The organism is Pseudoxanthomonas daejeonensis (assembly GCF_010093205.1).
GTDB lineage: Bacteria > Pseudomonadota > Gammaproteobacteria > Xanthomonadales > Xanthomonadaceae > Pseudoxanthomonas > Pseudoxanthomonas daejeonensis.
On record NZ_PDWN01000005.1, the window covers coordinates 138,009 to 154,861 of the forward strand.

Consider the following 16,853-nt stretch of genomic DNA (forward strand, 5'->3'; position numbering starts at 1 on the left):
GGATCGCGGTCACGGACATCGGATTCCATGCGTGGGAATGCAGATCCTGTCACCGCCTGCATGAACGCCATGTGGCCTTCAGGCCGCTGCAGCGGGCATACTCGGGTTGCTCCAGGGATGTTGAACACGATGTGATGCGCCTCGGTTACGGGTCCGCTCCAGTGCTTCACGACTCACCCGGCGTTCCCTCCTGTTCACCCGTCCACTGGGTGGCACTTATCAACCTTGGGAGGGGTTCATGCTGGAACAATACGGTTTGGCGCTGGCTCTGTTCTGCGCTGTCCTTGCAATCCTTTACGGCATCGTGTCCGCACGCTGGATCCTGGCGCAACCGGCGGGCAACGAGCGCATGCAGCAGATCGCCGCTGCCATCCAGGAAGGCGCGCGCGCCTACCTCAACCGTCAATACCTGACCATTGCCGTGGCCGGCGTCGTGCTGTTCGTGCTGGTCGGCGTGTTCCTCAGCTGGTACACCGCGATCGGCTTCGCCATCGGCGCGGTGCTGTCCGGCGCCGCCGGCTACATCGGCATGAACGTCTCGGTGCGGGCCAACGTGCGCACCGCCGAGGCGGCGCGGCGCGGCCTGGGTCCGGCGATGGACGTGGCGTTCCGCGGCGGCGCGATCACCGGGATGCTGGTGGTCGGACTGGGCCTGCTCGGCGTGGCCGGCTACTACTGGGTGCTGCAGCGGCTGGGCCTGTCGTTGGCCGACAACCTGCATGCGCTGGTCGGCCTGGCCTTCGGCTCGTCGCTGATCTCGATCTTCGCCCGCCTGGGCGGCGGTATCTTCACCAAGGGCGCCGACGTGGGCGCCGACCTGGTCGGCAAGGTCGAAGCCGGCATCCCCGAGGACGACCCGCGCAACCCGGCGGTGATCGCCGACAACGTCGGCGACAACGTCGGCGACTGTGCCGGCATGGCCGCCGACCTGTTCGAGACCTATGCGGTCACGGTGATCGCGACGATGCTGCTGGGCGGGCTGATGATCGACGAGGTCGGCCGCAACGCGGTGCTGTACCCGCTGGTGCTGGGTGGCGTGTCGATCGTGGCGTCGATCATCGGCGCGTTCTTCGTCAAGGTGAAGGCCGGCGGCTCGATCATGGGCGCGCTGTACAAGGGCGTGATCGTGTCCGGCGTGCTGGCGGCTATCGCGTTCTGGCCGATCACCACCTCGCTGATGGCCGACAACGCGCACGGCGCGTTCAACCTGTACGTCTGCGCGCTGATCGGCCTGGTCCTGACCGGCCTGATCGTCTGGATCACCGAGTACTACACCGGCACCCAGTACGCGCCGGTCAAGCACGTGGCACAGGCCTCGACCACCGGCCATGGCACCAACATCATCGCCGGCCTGGGCGTGTCGATGAAGTCGACCGCACTGCCGGTGGTGGCGGTGTGCGCCGCGATCTGGTTCGCCCACCTGCACGGAGGCCTGTACGGCATCGCGATCGCCGCCACCGCCATGCTGTCGATGGCCGGCATGATCGTGGCGCTGGACGCCTACGGGCCGATTACCGACAACGCCGGTGGCATCGCCGAGATGGCCGAGTTGCCGCCGGAAGTGCGCAATGTCACCGACCCGCTGGACGCGGTCGGCAACACCACCAAGGCGGTGACCAAGGGCTACGCGATCGGTTCGGCCGCACTGGCCGCGCTGGTGCTGTTCGCCGATTACACCCACAACCTGCAGGCCAGCAATCCGGGCGAGGTGTTCACCTTCGACCTGTCCGACCACACGGTGATCATCGGCCTGCTGATCGGCGGACTGATCCCCTACCTGTTCGGCGCGATGGCGATGGAAGCGGTGGGCCGCGCCGCCGGTTCGGTGGTGGAGGAAGTGCGCCGCCAGTTCCGCGAGATCCCCGGGATCATGCAGGGCACGGCCAAGCCGGACTACAGCCGCGCGGTGGACATGCTGACCCGCTCGGCGATCAAGGAAATGATCGTGCCTTCGCTGCTGCCGGTAGCGGTGCCGATCGTGGTCGGCCTGCTGCTCGGGCCCAAGGCGCTGGGCGGCCTGCTGATCGGCACGATTGTCACCGGCCTGTTCGTGGCGATCTCGATGACCACCGGCGGTGGCGCCTGGGACAACGCCAAGAAGTACATCGAGGACGGCCACTTCGGCGGCAAGGGCAGCGAGGCGCACAAGGCCGCGGTCACCGGCGACACGGTCGGCGACCCGTACAAGGACACCGCCGGCCCGGCGATCAACCCGCTGATCAAGATCATCAATATCGTCGCGCTGATGCTGGTTCCTCTTCTGTAAGTTATTGATTCTGATGGAAACGAAGCCCCGGCCTGGCCGGGGCTTCGCGTTTCCGGAGCGCCCGGCTCCCGGCTTTGTGCGGCGCAACAGGCAAAGGCGTAAAATGCCGGCCCTCTTCAACCGCAGTTTCCACGGAGCAGCAGATGGGCCTCGACCAGGTCAATTCCGGGCGCAACCCGCCGGACGAAATCAACGTCATCATCGAGATCCCGAAGGACTCCGAGCCGGTCAAGTACGAAGTGGACAAGGAAAGCGGCGCGATCTTCGTCGACCGCATCCTCTCCACGCCGATGCGCTATCCGTGCAACTACGGCTACGTGCCCAACACCCTGTGCGGCGACGGCGATCCGGCCGACGTGCTGGTGGTGCTGCCGCTGCCGCTGATCCCCGGCTCGGTGGTCCGCTGCCGTCCGGTCGGCGTGCTGAAGATGACCGACGAGGCCGGCGGCGACGAGAAGATCCTCGCCGTGCCCGTGTCCAAGGTGTTCTCCGGCTACGCCCACGTCGAGGATATCGACCAGGTCTCGCCGCACTGGCTCGAGCGCATCGGCCACTTCTTCGAGCACTACAAGGACCTGGAGAAGGGCAAGTGGGTCAAGCTCGATGGCTGGGGCAACGCCGTCGAGGCCAAGCAGATCCTGCGCGAATCGATGCAGCGCGCGGCCGACAAGGCCTGATCCAGGCTGGCGGCACCGGTGCCCGCCGGTGCCGGTCCGTCAGGTTGTCGATCGACGCCTGGCGGCAAATCCCGAACGCGGCGCCGGACCCGGCACTGCGCTTCGCGGCTCAAAGCGGAACTGGCGCACAGATCCGCACGCCGGGGCGAGCGAACCGCCGCGACCGGCTCAACTTCCGGTTCCCGCGACCGATACCGGCCTACGAGCGTCCGGCATCCGTAGGGGCGCGCCAATCCCGTCTTGCCCCCCAGGGAGGTTTCCGTGCGCATTCTGTTCGTCGGCGATGACACCGTATTCCCCGCCACGCTGGTCGAGCTGGTCTCCGAGCTGGGCGCGGACTGGGAAGTCGAACGCTGCACGGAGGCCGGCACCGCCATGGCGCGCGTCTCGGCCGCGCCGGTCGACGTGATCCTGGTGGCACCGACGCTTCCGGACATGCCCGCGGCCACCCTGCTCGGCCAGGTCCGCACGCTGCGCGCCGAAGCCTCGCGCGTGGCCGTCATCGACGGCGGCCAGAACCCGCCGGCGCGGATCATCGGCCTGGCCCACCGCTTCCTGCCCGCCCCGCTGGCACCCGAACTGCTGCTGGAATCGATCGGAAGCCTGGAAGAACTGCGCGAGCTGCTCGACAACCCGGAACTGCGCGAGCGCATCGGCCGGGTCGAACAGCTGCCTTCGCCGCCGCAGCTCTACCTGCGGCTGATGAATGCCCTGGAGACCGACGAGCACACCAGTGCCGCCCAGATCGCACAGCTGGTGTCCGGCGATCCGGCGATCGCGGCCAAGGTGCTGCAGTTGTGCAACTCGGCCTACTTCTCCAATGGCCGCACGATCACCGACCTGCGCGCCGCCGTCACCCGGCTGGGCATCGCCACCCTGCGCGACCTGGTCCTGGCCAGCGAGGTCTTCTCGCTGCCCGGCGTGGCCGGCGTGGATCGCGCCGCGCTCCAGGCGCGCGCGCTGATGGCCACCCGCCTGGCCAAGCGCATGCTGCCCGAATCCAGCGCCGAACTCGGCGCCACCGCCGCGCTGCTGGCCGACATCGGCCTGCTGCTGCCAGGTGTGCGCGACGAACGCGAGCCCTTCGTGGAAGGCGACACGCGTCCGGGACACGCCGAAGCGGGTGCCTACCTGCTGGGCCTGTGGGGCCTGCCGATGCCGATCATCGAGGCGGTGGCGTTCCATCGCACCCCCGCGCGCTCGAGCACCCGCAGCTTCTGGGTCACCGGTGCGGTGCATGTGGCCATGGCCCTGGCCGCCGGCGAGGAACCCGACGAGGCCTACCTGTCGCGTGCCGGCGCGCTTTCGCGCCTGGGCGAGTGGCGCGACTACGCCGAGTCGCTCAACGCAACGGCAATGGCGGCCTGATCGGGCCCGAGGCTACCCACCCCGGCTTGCGGTCCGACGGTCACCCGCGCAGAAGCGCTTCCGCGCGCGCGGCAACCGGCTCCCAGATCGAACGCTGCGCTTCGATGGCGGTTTCGTGTCGCCGCCACTTGTCCGGACTGGGCGCGGTAAGCGTGTAGCGCGAAAGCGGCAGCTCGGCACCCAGTTCCCGATCCCATTCCAGTCCGGCCCACGCGCACAGGCGCGATGCCTCCTGCTGGGGTGCGGCGAGGAATGCGTCATGGCGGATGCCGGTCCAGCTGCCAGCGGGCAGCGCCTGCAGGTCGTCGAGCAGGATCCGCGTGGCGGCGGCCCACTGGCGGGCCACGACTTCCTCGAGCGGCTGTCCGTTGCTTTCGCGCCATCCCGGCGTCAACAGGAAAGACCAGGTCGGCCCATCCCAGCCCGGCAGGTTCGGGTACATGCCGAAATCCCCCGAGCGCCAGCCGTCGATCATGCTGCCGAGCACCTGCCGCGGATCGCGGTACAGGAACACGAAGCGCGCCTCCGGGAACACCGTGCGCAGGAACGGGATCCGCAGCGCGTTCTTCGGCGTCTTCTCCAGCATGCGCAACGGGGCGACCGCTGGGGACCGTCCGTCGCGGTCGCGCAACTGGCGGAAGAAGCGTTCGCGCAGCGTCGCGGCGGCCTCGGCGGTGGCATCGGCGGCCTGAAGGCGATTGGAATCCCAACCGTGTGCCCCCGGCCCCAGCCCCGGAACGCCCTCGATCAGGGAATGGCTCTCGTCGCCTGGCGAATACAGCGCCGGTGCAGCAGCCAGGGTTTCGAACAGCAGCGTGGAGCCTGAGCGCGGCGGACTGACGATGAACAGTGGCCGGTCAAAAAGGGAGTCGCCCGCATTCGCCCGCGTGGACGCAGCGCGATCGGGCACCACCGCCGCGCCGGCATGTACGCCGATGGCCGGCTCGCCATGCCGGTCCAGCCTGGACTCGTCGGCGGCCGTGGCCAACGCCATGTCCAGCACATGCGATCCCAGCGCCTGCAGGAAGCCCAGCTCGTTCTTGAGGCCGACCTGGCCGGCACCCAGCGCGTCCAGTTCGAGGCGGATGTCGTCGAGCAGGCGCTGGTAGCGCGGCAGGCCTTCGCCGCGGTCGCCGTGCACGGCCCACAGCGCCTGCCAGCGGCGGGCGAAACGCAGCAGCGCCTGCTGCACCGGGCCAAGCCGCGGATCGGATACCGCTTCGCCGAGCAGGAACACGATGTGCTCGCGCAGCTCCCACGGCGACATCACCGCCGGGGCGTTGAAGTTCTCCAGGTCCAGCGACGGCGCCGCGCGTCCCGCCTGCGGAGCGAATCGGACAGGCTCCCAGTCCGCGCGATGGGTCCCCGGCGGCCGGGCCTGCGCGAGCAGGTCCCAGAAGCCTTCCCCACCGACGGTGTCGGCGACCAGGTGGATGCGCGTCTCGTTGCCGCCGTTGAGCACCCGATGGCGTCGCCAGGTATCGAATATCCAGCACTCGCCGGCGGCCATGTTCACTTCGCCTTCGCCGCACTGGAATCGCACCGATGGCGTGGTCACGATCGGCACGTGCACGCGCATGCGTTCGCGCCAGTAGTAGTTGATGTCCACGTGTGCGCGCACTTCGGCCTGGCCGGAAAGCCGCATGAGGCGCGCACGGCCCCACGTCGCTCCGAGGTGTTCGAGCACCTGCAGCAGGTAGGGACATTCCGCCAGCGCCGGGGTCGGCCGCATGGGGCCACTGAGCTCGTCGCTGTCCGGGTCGCCATGCGTGGTGATCAGGGTCAGCGCGCTGTTGCCATCGTCCTGCTGGGTTCGTCCACGCCACCAGCGAGGATCCACCGCGGCCACCTCGCGAGCCAGGGCGTCGGCATCGAACAGGACGGGCAGCTGGAGGAAGGGAACCTGCAGTTTCATGGCGGACTGGGATGCTTGCGGAACGCGCAGTTTCGCAAATGCCGCCGTCGCCGGCACGTGCCTGTGGACACGGTCCGGTCGCGGTTCAGCCCTTTCCTTGCCGGTGCAGGATGGTCAGGCCGATCAGGCGCGAGACCACCAGCGCGATGTACATGACCCCGGCGAACTGGGCCAGCATGGCCAGTGCGCGCGCTTGCGGCAGGACCGGCACCACGTCGCTCAGGCCCACTCCCGAAAGCAGGCTGAAGCTCAGGTACAGCAGCTCCATCCAGGTGCGCTGCGGGGCATCAGACGCCGCCACGAAGCTGCCGGGGTTGACGATCTGGCACACCGAGAAGGCGAAGGCGAAGGCCCATGCGAGCAGGGTGAAGGTGGCGCCGCAGGCGTACAGCTCGTCGCGCGTGACCTCATGGTCGGCCAGCATGTAGGCGGTCAGGCTGGCCGCCGTGTAGAAGTACAGCAGGCTTTCCAGCGCCTGCGACATCGCGGTGAGGGCCTGCATGTTCAGCACCGCCGCGGCGATGGACAGCAGCACCGCCGGCATCGCCAGGCACCAGGCCACCCAGCCCAGGGCCGGGCTGCGCTTGACCACCCATACCGCCAGCAACAGGACCACGATGCCGAACGCGCCGAACAGCGCACGACCGGCGGCAGCCTGTTCCATGACCGGATACAGCAGCACCCCGGCCAGCTGCACGGCCAGCAGCAGCGCCGACGGATGGCGCCGCGCCCTTACCAGCCAGCGAAGGTGCGAGAACAGGGCCATCGCGTCAGAAGTGTTTGAAAAGCGCGTAGTAGACGACGTAGATCCAGCCGAGGATGCCGTGGATCAGCACCCACAGCAGCGACTTGTTGGCCGTCCACGAAATGGTGATCGCCAGGGCCGTTCCGAAGCCGATGCCCGCCCTGACCACGCTGCTGCCTGCACTCATTGCCGCTCCTCGCCTGTACGGGACAGGCGCGACGATAGCGCATCACCGCCGCGGCCGGCAGGGCCGCGACGGCGCCGGGTCGGCGATCAGCCCGGCCGGTAGACCTGTGCGCCCTGTTCGAGGAACTGCGCCGATTTCTCCTCCATGCCGGCCTGCAACGCGGCCTGCTCGTCGACACCGTGTTCTGCCGCGTAGTCGCGGACGTCCTGGGTGATCTTCATCGAGCAGAAGTGCGGGCCGCACATCGAGCAGAAGTGGGCGAGCTTGTGCGCGTCCTTGGGCAGGGTCTCGTCATGGAATTCCTTGGCCTTCTCCGGATCCAGGCCCAGGTGGAACTGGTCCTCCCAGCGGAACTCGAAGCGTGCCTTGCTCAGCGCGTTGTCGCGCACCTGCGCGCCCGGATGGCCCTTGGCCAGGTCGGCAGCGTGGGCGGCGATCCGGTAGGCCATGATCCCGTCGCGCACGTCCTGCCGGTTGGGCAGGCCCAGGTGCTCCTTCGGCGTCACGTAGCAGAGCATCGCGGTGCCGAACCAGCCGATCATCGCCGCACCGATCGCGCTGGTGATGTGGTCGTAACCGGGCGCGATGTCGGTGGTCAGCGGACCGAGCGTGTAGAACGGCGCCTCGCCGCACTCGCGCAGCTGCTTGTCCATGTTTTCCTTGATCAGTTGCATCGGCACGTGGCCGGGGCCTTCGATCATGGTCTGGACGTCGTGCTTCCAGGCGATCTTCGTGAGCTCGCCCAGCGTTTCCAGTTCGCCGAACTGGGCCGCGTCGTTGGCGTCTGCGATACAGCCCGGGCGCAGGCCGTCGCCCAGCGAGAAGGCCACGTCGTAGGCCTTCATGATTTCGCAGATCTCCTCGAAGTGCGTGTAGAGGAAATTCTCGCGGTGGTGGGCCAGGCACCACTTGGCCAGGATCGAGCCGCCGCGGGAAACAATGCCGGTAACCCGCTTCGCGGTGAGCGGCACGTAGCGCAGCAGCACGCCGGCGTGGATGGTGAAATAGTCCACGCCCTGCTCGGCCTGCTCGACGAGCGTGTCGCGGAAGATCTCCCAGGTCAGTTCCTCGGCGCGGCCGTCGACCTTCTCGAGCGCCTGGTAGATCGGCACGGTGCCGATCGGCACCGGCGAGTTGCGGATGATCCACTCGCGCGTCTCGTGGATGTGCTTGCCGGTGGACAGGTCCATGACCGTGTCGCCGCCCCAGCGAATCGCCCAGACCAGCTTCTCCACTTCCTCGGCGATGCCCGAGGACACCGCGGAGTTGCCGATGTTGGCGTTGATCTTGGTCAGGAAGTTGCGGCCGATGATCATCGGCTCGCTTTCCGGGTGGTTGATGTTGTTGGGCAGGATCGCGCGGCCGCGCGCGATCTCGTCGCGCACGAACTCCGGGGTGATGATCTTCTGGATGTTCGCGCCGAAGCTCTCGCCCGGGTGCTGGGCCAGCAGGCCGGCATCGCGCACCGCGTCCAGCCGCTGGTTCTCGCGGATCGCCACGTACTCCATTTCCGGAGTGACGATGCCGCGGCGCGCGTAATGCATCTGGGTCACGTTGGCACCGGCCACCGCGCGGCGCGGTAATACCCGGCCGGGGAAGCGCACTGCGGCCAGTTTCGGATCGTGCTCGCGACCACGGCCGAATTCGGAACTCAGCGCGGGCAGCGCCTCGGTGTCGCCACGCTCGGCGATCCACTGCGCGCGCAGGGCCGGCAGGCCGGCGGCCAGGTCGATGCGCGCGTCCGGATCGGTATACGGGCCGGAGGTGTCATAGACGGTGACCGGCGGATTCTCCTCGCCGCCGAACACGGTCGGCGTGCGGGTCAGCGCGATCTCGCGCATCGGCACGCGGACGTCCGCACGCGAACCTTCGACATGGATCTTGCGCGAACCGGGGATCGGCCGGGTCACGGATTCGGAAAGCTGCTCGGTCTGCTGGAGCAGAGAGGCGGGAATGGCATTCATGCTGGGTGTCCGCTGAGAGTGCTCGGGGCCACCGCACCGGGGTGCGGTCCACAGCAACCGGGGCGCACGTGCGGGCACGGCGCGGCCAGTTGCCCGGAGCGGGCGGACACAGGACGACGGATGCCGGGTGCCCGATGATCCGTACGTACTGCGAAAGCTTCCCTACGCCGGTATCAGCCGGATCAGGTTCCAAGGGACTGTCTCAACCATCGACCCGTGCCGGCGTCGGCGGTACCCCCGCTTCCGCGCGCATTAGACCACAGGCAGCCGGGACCGGGAGCCCGGCTCTCAAGGCCGGGGGGGTTCAGCGCGGCAGCGCGTGCACCGCCCGGGCATGGCCGGACACGATTCCCAGCGTCGAAGCATCGCTGTCGAACAGCGAGAACAGGCCCTGCGCCTCCTGCGGCGGATCGCCGGTGAACGGATCGCCGGGCGCCCACATCCAGTCGGCGTTGCTGGTGCGGCCACGGCCACCCCAGGCCCAGAAGTTGGATCCGGCGATGGCATCGCCCGCCTGCATCCGTTGCAGCACGCGGTCGTAGATCGCCTGGTAGAAGCGGTCGCGTGCCTGCGTGCCCGACGCCGGGTCGTAGGCGCCCTGGTCGCGGTTTAGGCCGAACTCGGAAAGGACGATCGGCTTGCCCAGCTTGCCCGCCACCTCGATGTGGCGGTCGATGTAGTCCAGCGACGTCGCCAGCCCGGACTCCAGCCGCGCAGCCGGATCCTTGTGGTCGATCCAGCTCCAGTTCGACGGCCACAGGTGGAAGGTCAGGTAATCGACATTGGCCGTGGTGTGTGCGCGCACGAACAGGTCCATGTCGCCCGCCGAACCCTTCTCGCCTTCGCTGCCGGTGCTGACCAGTTGCCTGGGCGCCAGGCCGCGGATGAAGCCGGCGGTCTCGTCGATCCAGCGCACGTAGACGTCGGCATTGGCTTTCCCGTCGGCGTCGCTGCCCGGGCGCGGCTCGTTGGCCAACTGCCAGGACATCACCGTCGGATCGTCGACGTAGGCCATGCCGTTGATGCTGTTGGTGCGACCGATAACCGTACGGATCGCATCGCGATACCAGGCCTGCGCCTCCGGGATCGCATAGAAGCGCGCCGAGTTCTGCATGAACCCGTTCCAGTCGCCGGTCAGGTCCGGGTCATGCTCCGACACCGATCCGCCGGTGGCCCAGGCCACGTACTGGGACATGCCGCCGGACCACTGCCAGAAATTGTTGAGGTAGAGCACGGCCTTCATGTCGCGCTTGGCCATCTCCGCCAGCAGGTAGTCCAGGCCCAGCAGCAGCTGCTCGTCGTACACGCCCGGCTCGCCCATGATCGCCGGCCGCACGCCGCGCTTGAAACCACTGGCTTCCGACATCGCCAGCACGCGCAGGTTGTCGATGCCGGCGGCCTTGAGCTGGTCCAGTTCCGCACGCAGGCGCTCGCGGTCGCCGACGCCATCGGGCGCGCCCAGGTAGGCGCCGTACCAGAAGTTCGCGCCGGCGAAGCGATAGGGTTTTCCGTCGAGCACGAAGTGCGTGCCCTGGACACTGACGAAACCGGACTGCTGCGTCGGCGCCGTCGGGCTGGCGGCGGCAGGGGCGACACCGGCCTGCGCGCTACCGGCACCTTCGGGGCCGGATTTCCCGGAGCAGGCTGCCAGCAGGCCGGACAGCGACAGGACACCCAACATCGCGATGCGGCCGAAGCCGTTCGCCCACATGGACACGTGCATGGAAGAACCCCTAGCCGTCAGCCCGTGATCGCACACGGATGCGGCGCACCTTACACGGTGCCAATGCACCCGCAAAACACATGCGAATGGCGCATATCAGCTATTCCTGGCATGCGCCGTGCCACTACTCAATAGCCGGCGGCGTGCCCATCCTTGCGGCTCTCGGAGGCGCCGAAGTACACGCCGTTGCCCGGATCGCGCTGGATCGCCTGGTAACCGCCGTAGGGACCGTCGGCGAAGATGACGCGATGGCCCTTGCGCATCAGCGCGCGGATGGTCTCGTACGGGAAGCCGGTTTCCAGGTTCACTTCGCCACCGTCGCTCATCGCGGTGGACTGTCCGGTCGGCTCGGTCGAACCCTCGTGCTGGATGCGCGGCGCATCGCCCGCTTCCTGCAGGTTCATGCCGAAGTCGACCAGGTTCATCACGATCTGCACGTGGCCCTGCGGCTGCATCGCGCCGCCCATCACCCCGAAACTGACCCAGGGCTTGCCATCCTTGGTGATGAAGGCCGGGATGATGGTCTGGAACGGGCGCTTGCCCGGTGCATACGCGTTCGGGTGGGCCCGCTGTTCATCGGATGCCGGCAGGACGAACATCTCGCCGCGGTCCTGCAGGATGAAACCCAGTCCCGGCGGCGCCATGCCGCTGCCCATGCCGCGGTAATTGGACTGGATCAGCGAAACCATCATGCCGTCGGCATCGGCGGTGGTGAGGTAGATGGTGTCGCCCTCTTCCAGCTGCTTGGGCGTGCCCGGCTGCACTTCGCGCAGCGCCTTGTCGGGGGAAACCAGCTTGCGCCGCTGCGCGGCGTAGTCCTTGGATACCAGGCGGTCGACCGGTGCCGGGCTGAAGGCCGGATCGGCGTAGAAGCGCGCGCGGTCGGCGAAGGCCAGCTTCTTGGCTTCGACGAACAGGTGCACGTGCTCGGGCGAGCCGAAGGCGATTTTCGAGAAGTCGTAGCCTTCGAGGATGTTGAGCATCTGCAGCGCGGCGATGCCCTGGCTGTTGGGCGGCAGCTCCCAGACGTCGACGCCGCGGTAGTTGGTCGAAACCGGTTGGACCCATTCGCCCTGGTGCGTGGCCAGGTCCTCGTAGGACAGGAAGCCGTCATTGGCCCGGAAGTAGGCATCGATGGTGCGTGCGATGTCGCCCTTGTAGAACGCGTCGCGGCCGCCGTCGGCGATCTTCTGCAGGGTGTCGGCCAGGTTCGGGTTCTTCCACATCTCGCCCTTGCGGGGCGCGCGCCCGTCGATCGTGAACTGCTCCTTGAAACCCGGGTACTGCGACAGCCGCGGCACCGAACGGTCCCAGTAGTACGCGATCACCTCGTGCACCGGATGGCCTTCGCGCGCGTAGCGGATCGCCGGCGCCAGGTTGTCGGCCATCGGCAGGCGGCCGAAGCGGTCGTGCAGCGCGAACCAGCCGTCGACCGTTCCGGGCACCGACACCGGCAGCGGCCCGGTCGGCGGGATGTCCTTGAGGCCGCGGCGCTGGAACTCGGCCAGGGTCAGCGACTTCGGCGAGCGCCCCGAGCCGTTGTAGCCATACAGTTTCTTCGTCTTCGGATCCCACACGATGGCGAACAGGTCGCCACCGATCCCATTGCCGGTCGGCTCCATCAACCCGAGCGCCGCGTTGGCGGCGATCGCCGCGTCCATCGCCGACCCGCCCTGCTTCATCGTGTCCAGGGCGACCTGGGTCGCCAGCGGATGGGAGGTGGCCGCCATCGCGTGCGGTGCGATCACTTCGGAACGGGTGGCGAACAGTTGGCCGGTGACGCGGTCGGCGGCACAGGCGATCGCTGGCACCAGCAGCACGGCGCAGAACAGGGAGCGATGGAACAGGGACATGGCGTTGCACCGGGACGTAGCGAACGGAATCCCGGAAAGATAGCCGATCGCCGCCTGCCCGCGCCGGACCGGGTCGACAGTCCCCTCAACCGGCCGGGATGGTCACCAGCGGCGAGCCACTGCCGCCACCGGTATCGGCGATCGACAGCATGATCTGGGTGATCAGGAACATCTGCTTGGAACCCTCGTCGCGTCCGTCGATCCAGTACCAGCGGCCACGGAACTGCGTCGCCACGTGGGCGTCAACCGGCGCCGCGGTCCCGCTGTGGATGCGCACCAGGTATGGCTCGGCCGAAGGCGGCGTGCCTTCCATCTCCACGCCCTGCGACAGCTCCATCAGGATCTCGAACATCGAGCGCGTCGCGATCGCCAGTTCGCCCTGGTCGTGCGGATAGGTGGCGAACACCACGCGCAGTTCGCCCACCCCGCGCTGGATGCCCAGCCGCTCCGACAGGTACTGCAGGTCGGCCTCCTCCTGCGCGCTCAGCGCCGGACGCACCCGCGCCAGCGCCGAGAACGTCTCTTCCTTCTGCCGCACGCGTACCGCCAGGCCCTGGCTGCGCTGAAGGCGCCTCAAGGCGGCGACCACCTCCATGAAATCCTCGTCGGCCCTTTGCTCGAACAACGGTGCGCGACTGGTGTTGCCGACGCCGTTGATCGAGCGTACCGCCAGTGGAAACAGCCGGTCCGAGGCCCAGCCGGCCTCCATCATCGCCAGCACCGCCGCCGGCGGCAGGGGCGCCAGCAGGTGGCGGGAGAAACGGTCACCGGTCACCGGCGTGTAGGTCACCGTCGGGGTTTCGCGCAGCATCACCGCGCCGCCGATCGCGCCAGCGTCGCTGTCGATCGCCGGCGTGATCGCCGCGTGCAGTTCACCGGTGCTTTCGCGCGTGTACTGGCTGATGACCGATGTGACGCCCAGGAACATCGGCGCATCGCCATGGCGCAGCGCGACGATGTTGGTCAGCAGCTGCTCCTTCTCGCTCTGGCGCAGGCGCTCGGTGTAGTCGGTGCGGTCGATCCCGACCCGCGCCGCGCCGAGGCTCGCGCATCCGGCCAGCAGGGCGACCAGCCCGCCGGCCATCCCCGCTGCCAGCCAGGTCCTCGCTTCGCGGTGCGCCATCGGCCGTTCCCCGTCCCCGAGTCGGCGCCAGATTACGCCAACTTTCCCCCGTGCGGCCGCTGGATCGGGCGCGCGCCGATGGACCCATGGGTCATTCGCGGTCGGGCAATGCCAGGGAAATCGATGGCGGCGCAGTGAACGACTGCGCATCGCCGAACTCGGGCCACCCCGCGCGCAGGGCCGCCATGACCAACGGGTCCCGTGCGTGCGCCTCCAGCAACCAGCCGGCGATGGCATCGCAGGGCACCGTGTCGGCGGTACGGCACAGGAGCGGCCCGGGCGGAATCGGTGCGGAACGCCACAACTCATGCACCCCATCGGGCTGCGCGGCGTCGTACACGTCCGCGGCCAGGGCGACGACATCGGCCCGGCCTTCGACCAGCGACTGCAAGGCCGCCGCGTGCGAGCCCGCATACGCCAGCGATGCGAACCCGGCCCGTGGATCCAGGCCCATCTCGCGCAGCCCGGTGGTCGGCACGAACCCGCCGGAGGCGGAATCCCGCCCGACCAGCACCAGGCGCAGTTCGCCGGCCTGCCGCTGCAGCGCCGCGACCGAATCGATACCGGCACGTGCGACGAGCACCGCGCGGTAGCGGTCGGCCTGCGCGGCGGGAACGTCCGGCACCGGCAGTGCGATGACATCGCCCGCACCGGGGCGCGCCTGCAGGTAGGCGTGCAGGTTCGGCACGGCTACGTCGACCCTTCCCTCGTGCAAGGCCTCGACCAGCGCCGTCGGTGAGGGCAGTACGACCACGCGCACCGGATGCCCGCCCCGGCTGCCGAGATAGTCGGCCAATGGCTGGATCGCCGCGGCACGGTCGCGTTGTGGATAGGCGTACGTGGCGACCACCCAGGGCGCGGGCCCATTGGCCGATGACGGTAACGGCGCGAGCAGCAGCGTCGCGATGAGCAAGAGGCCGCGTCGGAAGTCCATTGTCATCAGATGCCTTCGAGCAGCGTCTTGTCGCGGACCGCGCCCTTGTCGGCACTGGTCGCCAGCAGGGCATAGGCCTTCAGCGCGGTACTGACCTTGCGCGGACGCGGCAACGCAGGCTTCCAGCCCCGCGCGTCCTGTTCGGCGCGCCGCGCGTCGAGCTCGTCGCTGGACAGCAGCAGGTCGATGGTCCTGCCCGGAATATCGATGCGGATGCGGTCGCCATCGCGGACCAGGCCGATCGCCCCACCGGCCGCCGCCTCGGGCGAGGCATGCCCGATCGAAAGGCCCGAAGTGCCGCCGGAAAAGCGGCCATCGGTGAGCAGCGCGCACTGCTTGCCCAGGCCTTTCGACTTCAGGTAGCTGGTCGGGTACAGCATTTCCTGCATGCCCGGGCCGCCCTTGGGACCTTCGTAGCGGATCACCACCACGTCGCCCGCCCGCACCTCGTCGCCGAGGATGCCGGCGACGGCCGCGTCCTGGCTTTCGTAGACGCGCGCATTGCCCTCGAACACGTGGATCGATTCGTCCACGCCGGCGGTCTTCACCACGCAGCCATCCACGGCGATGTTGCCGTGCAGGACCGCAAGCCCGCCTTCGCGCGAGAACGCGTGCTCCATGTCGCGGATGCAGCCTTCGGCGCGATCGATGTCCAGCGACGGCCAGCGCGTGGCCTGGCTGAAGGCGACCTGGGTCGGGATGCCGGCCGGACCGGCCTTGTAGAACGTATGCACCCCCGCGTCCTGCGTGGTGGCCACGTCCCACTTCGCGATCGCCTCACCCAGGGTCGGGGCGTGCACGGTGGGCACGCGGGTGTGCAGCAGGCCGCCACGCGCCAGTTCGCCGAGGATCGCCATGATTCCGCCGGCGCGATGCACGTCCTCGATGTGGTACTTCTGGGTGTTCGGGGCCACCTTGCACAACTGCGGCACGCGCTTGGACAGGCGATCGATGTCGCGCATGCCGAATGGCACCTCGCCCTCCTGCGCGGCCGCCAGCAGGTGCAGGATCGTGTTGGTGGAACCGCCCATCGCGATGTCCAGGGTCATCGCATTTTCGAATGCCTCGAACGTCGCGATCCCGCGCGGCAGCGCGCTCGCATCCTCCGCGCCATACCAGCGATGGCACAGCTCCACCGCGGTGACACCGGCCTTCTTGAACAGCGCCTCGCGATCGGCATGCGTGGCCAGCACGGTGCCGTTGCCCGGCAGCGACAACCCCAGGGCCTCGGTCAGGCAGTTCATCGAGTTGGCGGTGAACATGCCCGAGCACGAACCGCAGGTCGGGCACGCGCTGCGTTCGACCACCGCGACCTGTTCGTCCGAGGCGTTCGGATCGGCCGCCATCACCATCGCGTCGATCAGGTCGAGCTTGTCACCTGACGTCGTTCCATCCGCCAGTCGCGTCTTGCCCGCCTCCATCGGCCCACCGGACACGAACACGGTCGGAATGTTGAGCCGCAACGCGGCCATCAGCATGCCCGGGGTGATCTTGTCGCAGTTGGAGATGCATACCAGCGCATCGGCGCAATGGGCATTGACCATGTACTCGACCGCATCGGCGATGAGTTCGCGGCTGGGCAGCGAATAGAGCATGCCGTCGTGGCCCATCGCGATGCCGTCGTCGACCGCGATCGTGTCGAACTCCTTGGCCACGCCGCCGACGCGCTCGATCTCGCGCGCCACCAGCTGGCCCAGGTCCTTCAGGTGGACATGCCCCGGCACGAACTGGGTGAAGGAGTTGGCGATGGCGATGATCGGCTTCTGGAAGTCGTCATCCTGCATGCCCGTAGCGCGCCACAGCGCGCGGGCGCCGGCCATGTTGCGGCCGTGGGTTGAAGTCCTGGAGCGGTAATCGGGCATTGGTCGGGAACGCTGGCGGACGCTGGCGCGTGTGGTGGGAATGGAGCCTCACACCCGGTTCCTGCAGGCATCCTGCGGGCGCGGTGTCGGCACGGATTGTGCTGTGATTTTGCGGCGTGCGTGCGCCGTGTCCACGGTTGCAGTTGCAACATTAGTGCACGCGACCGTGATGCTTGACAAGCCAAAAGGCGCGTGCTTTCCTCGTCCCCATGTTGCATTGCCACACGCCCATGACG

At 68.2% G+C, this 16,853-nt stretch carries 12 protein-coding genes and 1 riboswitch; of the genes, 3 read left to right on the top strand and 9 right to left on the bottom strand.

Annotated features, from left to right (window positions below):
* Positions 1–238 precede the first annotated feature (238 nt).
* The 3 genes from CSC65_RS06760 (at position 239) to CSC65_RS06770 (ending at position 4,311) form a co-directional block, all read left to right on the top strand.
* On the top strand, positions 239–2,266 hold the full coding sequence (locus CSC65_RS06760) for a sodium-translocating pyrophosphatase (protein WP_162409741.1): 2,028 nt from the start codon (positions 239–241) through the stop codon (positions 2,264–2,266).
* Positions 2,267–2,409: 143 nt separating this feature from the next.
* Positions 2,410–2,943: an inorganic diphosphatase gene (gene ppa / locus CSC65_RS06765; protein WP_162409743.1), complete on the top strand. Its 534-nt coding sequence runs from the start codon at positions 2,410–2,412 to the stop codon at positions 2,941–2,943.
* Positions 2,944–3,204: 261 nt separating this feature from the next.
* The gene (locus CSC65_RS06770; RefSeq protein ID WP_162409745.1) at positions 3,205–4,311 is read left to right on the top strand and encodes an HDOD domain-containing protein; all 1,107 of its coding nucleotides are present in this window, start codon (positions 3,205–3,207) and stop codon (positions 4,309–4,311) included.
* A 40-nt stretch (positions 4,312–4,351) separates the two neighbouring features.
* On the opposite strand, the gene CSC65_RS06775 is transcribed toward CSC65_RS06770, so the two are convergent.
* The 9 genes from CSC65_RS06775 to ilvD all read right to left on the bottom strand — a co-directional run bounded on the left by CSC65_RS06775 (position 4,352) and on the right by ilvD (position 16,617).
* Positions 4,352–6,226 carry a sulfotransferase gene (locus CSC65_RS06775; protein ID WP_162409747.1) on the bottom strand — a complete coding sequence of 625 codons (1,875 nt, stop codon included), beginning with the start codon at positions 6,224–6,226 and terminating at the stop codon, positions 4,352–4,354.
* Between the two features lie 85 nt (positions 6,227–6,311).
* A complete protein-coding gene (locus tag CSC65_RS06780) occupies positions 6,312–6,992 on the bottom strand; it encodes an ion channel (RefSeq protein ID WP_162409749.1) in 681 nt (226 codons plus the stop codon).
* A gap of 4 nt (positions 6,993–6,996) precedes the next feature.
* Positions 6,997–7,158, bottom strand: coding sequence for a hypothetical protein (locus tag CSC65_RS16135; RefSeq protein ID WP_202922839.1), 162 nt, complete (start codon positions 7,156–7,158; stop codon positions 6,997–6,999).
* Between the two features lie 86 nt (positions 7,159–7,244).
* Positions 7,245–9,122, bottom strand: coding sequence for a phosphomethylpyrimidine synthase ThiC (gene thiC, locus CSC65_RS06785; RefSeq protein ID WP_162409751.1), 1,878 nt, complete (start codon positions 9,120–9,122; stop codon positions 7,245–7,247).
* Positions 9,123–9,263: 141 nt separating this feature from the next.
* A riboswitch (TPP riboswitch) is annotated at positions 9,264–9,371 on the bottom strand.
* Positions 9,372–9,426: 55 nt separating this feature from the next.
* Positions 9,427–10,845, bottom strand: a complete 1,419-nt coding sequence (locus tag CSC65_RS06790; protein ID WP_238390304.1) for a glycoside hydrolase 5 family protein — start codon at positions 10,843–10,845, stop codon at positions 9,427–9,429.
* A gap of 128 nt (positions 10,846–10,973) precedes the next feature.
* A complete protein-coding gene (ggt, locus tag CSC65_RS06795; protein WP_162409753.1) occupies positions 10,974–12,698 on the bottom strand; it encodes a gamma-glutamyltransferase in 1,725 nt (574 codons plus the stop codon).
* Positions 12,699–12,783: 85 nt separating this feature from the next.
* Positions 12,784–13,821, bottom strand: a complete 1,038-nt coding sequence (locus tag CSC65_RS06800; protein WP_162409755.1) for a hypothetical protein — start codon at positions 13,819–13,821, stop codon at positions 12,784–12,786.
* A 91-nt stretch (positions 13,822–13,912) separates the two neighbouring features.
* Positions 13,913–14,761 (bottom strand): phosphate/phosphite/phosphonate ABC transporter substrate-binding protein, encoded by an 849-nt coding sequence (locus CSC65_RS06805; protein WP_162409757.1) that lies wholly within the window; start codon positions 14,759–14,761, stop codon positions 13,913–13,915.
* The gene (gene ilvD, locus CSC65_RS06810) at positions 14,761–16,617 is read right to left on the bottom strand and encodes a dihydroxy-acid dehydratase (RefSeq protein WP_162409759.1); all 1,857 of its coding nucleotides are present in this window, start codon (positions 16,615–16,617) and stop codon (positions 14,761–14,763) included. The genes CSC65_RS06805 and ilvD overlap by 1 nt, the downstream gene beginning before the upstream one ends.
* Between the last annotated feature and the right edge of the window lie 236 nt (positions 16,618–16,853).

Coding starts and splice junctions, on each gene's coding strand:
- CSC65_RS06760 (WP_162409741.1), top strand. CDS start 239: ATGCTGGAACAATACGGTTTGGCGCTGGCTCTGTTCTGCGCTGTCCTT.
- ppa (WP_162409743.1), top strand. CDS start 2,410: ATGGGCCTCGACCAGGTCAATTCCGGGCGCAACCCGCCGGACGAAATC.
- CSC65_RS06775 (WP_162409747.1), bottom strand. CDS start 6,226: ATGAAACTGCAGGTTCCCTTCCTCCAGCTGCCCGTCCTGTTCGATGCC.
- CSC65_RS06780 (WP_162409749.1), bottom strand. CDS start 6,992: ATGGCCCTGTTCTCGCACCTTCGCTGGCTGGTAAGGGCGCGGCGCCAT.
- CSC65_RS16135 (WP_202922839.1), bottom strand. CDS start 7,158: ATGAGTGCAGGCAGCAGCGTGGTCAGGGCGGGCATCGGCTTCGGAACG.
- thiC (WP_162409751.1), bottom strand. CDS start 9,122: ATGAATGCCATTCCCGCCTCTCTGCTCCAGCAGACCGAGCAGCTTTCC.
- CSC65_RS06790 (WP_238390304.1), bottom strand. CDS start 10,845: ATGCACGTGTCCATGTGGGCGAACGGCTTCGGCCGCATCGCGATGTTG.
- ggt (WP_162409753.1), bottom strand. CDS start 12,698: ATGTCCCTGTTCCATCGCTCCCTGTTCTGCGCCGTGCTGCTGGTGCCA.
- CSC65_RS06800 (WP_162409755.1), bottom strand. CDS start 13,821: ATGGCGCACCGCGAAGCGAGGACCTGGCTGGCAGCGGGGATGGCCGGC.
- CSC65_RS06805 (WP_162409757.1), bottom strand. CDS start 14,761: ATGACAATGGACTTCCGACGCGGCCTCTTGCTCATCGCGACGCTGCTG.
- ilvD (WP_162409759.1), bottom strand. CDS start 16,617: ATGCCCGATTACCGCTCCAGGACTTCAACCCACGGCCGCAACATGGCC.